The sequence below is a fragment of the Thiohalocapsa sp. genome, from assembly GCF_019695415.1.
Taxonomy (GTDB): domain Bacteria; phylum Pseudomonadota; class Gammaproteobacteria; order Chromatiales; family Chromatiaceae; genus Thiohalocapsa.
Map to the genome: position 1 here is coordinate 1 of NZ_JAIFKJ010000433.1, position 2,881 is coordinate 2,881.

General features: G+C 67.3%; 3 protein-coding genes. 2 read left to right on the forward strand and 1 reads right to left on the reverse strand.

The window, feature by feature from the left end; genetic code table 11:
* A partial coding sequence (argH, locus tag I6U14_RS12250; protein ID WP_296899699.1) for an argininosuccinate lyase occupies positions 1-1,180 on the reverse strand: 1,180 nt, incomplete at its 3' end.
* 214 nt (positions 1,181-1,394) lie between these two features.
* On the opposite strand from argH, the gene I6U14_RS12255 reads away from it, so the two are divergent.
* Positions 1,395-2,396, forward strand: a complete 1,002-nt coding sequence (locus I6U14_RS12255; RefSeq protein ID WP_296899701.1) for a sensor histidine kinase — start codon at positions 1,395-1,397, stop codon at positions 2,394-2,396.
* Positions 2,393-2,881 (forward strand): response regulator (locus I6U14_RS12260; RefSeq protein ID WP_296899702.1); only part of this gene is annotated, 489 nt, incomplete at its 3' end. The genes I6U14_RS12255 and I6U14_RS12260, both read left to right, overlap by 4 nt.

Genomic DNA, 2,881 nt, shown 5'->3' on the forward strand with positions numbered 1-2,881 from the left:
TTGCGGCGGTCTCGGGGGAGCCCCGCGTGTCTGGGCCGGGGGGTGTGGGGTAGTCGGCCAGGTGGGGGGTGGGGGTGAGTCCCGGGCGCGCCGCGTGGCGTATGCGCGTGGGGTGGCAGGGAAGGTGCGCCATCATGTCGGCGAATACCGTGAGACAGCCGCGCAGGTTGTCGGCGGTGTCGAACAGCGGCTCCTTGTCCTCCTGGTTGTCCTTGTTGTAGGCCAGCGGCTGGCCCTTCATCAGGGTCAAGAGCGCCATCAGGTGCCCGAAAATGCGCCCAGTCTTGCCGCGCACCAGCTCCGGCACGTCTGGGTTTTTCTTCTGCGGCATGATGGACGAGCCGGTGCAGTAGGCGTCCGACAGCTCGATGAAGCCGAACTGGGCCGAGGACCAGAGGATCAGCTCCTCCGAGCAGCGCGAAAGGTGCATCATCGCGATGGCCGCCGCGGCGGCGAACTCGATGGCGAAGTCCCGGTCCGAGACGGCGTCCAGGGAGTTCTCCGCCGGACGCTCGAAGCCGAGCTCCGCGGCTGTAGCCTGCCGGTCGATGGGATAGCTGGTGCCCGCCAGGGCTGCCGCCCCCAGGGGCATCACGTTGACCCGTCGGCGGCAATCGCGAAAGCGATCCGCGTCACGGTCGAGCATCTCCACCCAAGCCATCATGTGATGACCAAAGGTGATGGGCTGGGCGACTTGCAGGTGCGTAAACCCCGGCATCACGGTATCAGCCTCGCGCTCGGCGAGATCGAGCAGCGCCGCCACCAGGGCATCGATGCCGGCGAGCACGGCGTCGATTTCGTCCCGCAACCAAAGGCGAATGTCCGTCGCCACCTGATCGTTGCGCGAGCGCCCGGTGTGCAGGCGCTTGCCGGCGTCGCCGATGTCGGCGGTCAGTGCCGCCTCGATGTTCATGTGTACGTCTTCCAGCGCCTCCGACCACACGAAGCGGCCGGCGGCGATACGCTCGCCGATGCGCGTGAGGCCATCGACGATGGCAGCGCACTCGTCCGCGTCCAGAATGCCCTGGCGGGCGAGCATGCGGGCATGGGCGATGGAGCCCGCGATGTCCTGGCGGTAGAGCCGGTGGTCGAAGCCGACAGAGGCCGTGAAGGCCTCGACGAAGGCGTCGGTGGGCTGCTCGAAGCGTCCGGCCCAGGGCTTGGCAGTGGAATCTGTCATCGGGCTTGCAGCGGGTTGCACGGAGAGCTGGTAAATTGGCGTGCTGTAGGAGTGGAAAGGCGCCTTGCGGCCCATGGAAGGGCCCGCGCTGTGCGGAGTTTACACGTAACCCATGCCGACGAGCATGTCGCTACCACGGCCGGGGCGGGTGTCGACCGAAAACCGATCGACCGCTGTCTCGCCGTCCCTGTTGCCCGACTTCTGCAGTCTACCTATGGCCGTCGGCGTGGTGCTTTACGGAGAGCTGCTGGCCATCCTGCTGGCGCTGGCCTCCAGCAGTCCGCTCGCTGGTTTCTGGGCTAGGCTGGGGCCGCTGTCCCTTTTGGTGCTCGGCAGCGTCATGCTCGCCGCGAGCCTGCTGTGCGTTCTGCACAGGCCGTTGCAGCGTATGCATGGGGCCGCGGGGGTGGCGGCAGCGCTTGCGGTGATTGTCGCCAGCGCCGTCTTCGTTGCGCTTCTGTGTACGAGGCTCGTCCCCTGGGCCGAGGGAGCGGGGCTCTTTCCCGACGACGGGGCGCGCGGGCTCCTGATCCGCGCCGGCCTGATTTCGGCCATCGTCGGGGCGTTGATGTTACGGTACCTTTACCTGCACCAGCAGTGGCGGGGGCAGGTGGAGGCCGTGGCCAATGCACGCTTGAAGACCCTGCAGGCACGCATCCGTCCGCACTTTCTGTTCAACAGCATGAACACCATCGCCAGCTTGACACAGACTGACCCCCGCCTTGCCGAAGAAGTCGTGGAAGACCTGGCGGATCTGTTCCGCGCCTCGCTGGCCGCAGACGCAGACCGCACGACCCTGGACGAGGAGCTGGACCTGTGCCGGCGCTATCTGAACATCGAGGCGCAGCGCTTGGGCGAGCGCATGCGCGTGGTGTGGGATCTCGATGAGCTGCCGGGTGATGCGCCGGTGCCCCCGCTGATCCTTCAACCGCTCGTGGAGAATGCGGTTTACCACGGCATCCAGCCATCCTCGGCGCCCGGAGAGATCCGCATCGTCGGCCGTTATCGGCGCGGTGCCGTCGACTTGAGCATTCGCAATACGCTGCCGCGGTCGGCGGACGAATCGCGGCGGCACAAGGGCAACGGGATGGCACTGCAGAACGTCTCGCAGCGGATGGCGGCCATGTTTCCCGGCGCCGCGCGAGTGACGCGCTCGTTGGTGGACGGCGATTATCTGGTGCGGCTGGTCTTCCCTTACCCATGGAGGCAGTCATGAAGATCCTGCTCGTGGACGACGAGGCACCGGCGCGGGAGCGCCTGCGGCGGCTCATCGAGGAGCTCGACGCGGGCTACGTAGTTGTCGGTGAGGCGGCGAACGGCGAAGATGCCCTGTCCGCCGTGCGTTCAACCGATGCCGACCTGGTATTGCTGGACCAGAAGATGCCGGGCATGTCGGGCTTGGAGACAGCCACTGCGCTGGCGGAGCTCGACCCGCCACCGGCGGTGGTGCTGGTGACCGCCTATCCTGAGTACGCGCTGGACGCCTTCGAGCACAACGTCGCCGACTACCTGGTGAAGCCCGTGCGGCGCGCGCGCCTCCAGGCGACGCTGGAGCGTCTACCCCGCCCACCCCGCCCACAGCGCGTCAGCGCAGACCAGGCTGAGGACGGCGAAGGTCGCGCCCGGCATTCAAGACCCACTTCCCCCGGCGGCTGCACGACGGCGAGAGTCCACAGGGTGCTCTACCTGGCCGCAGGGCAA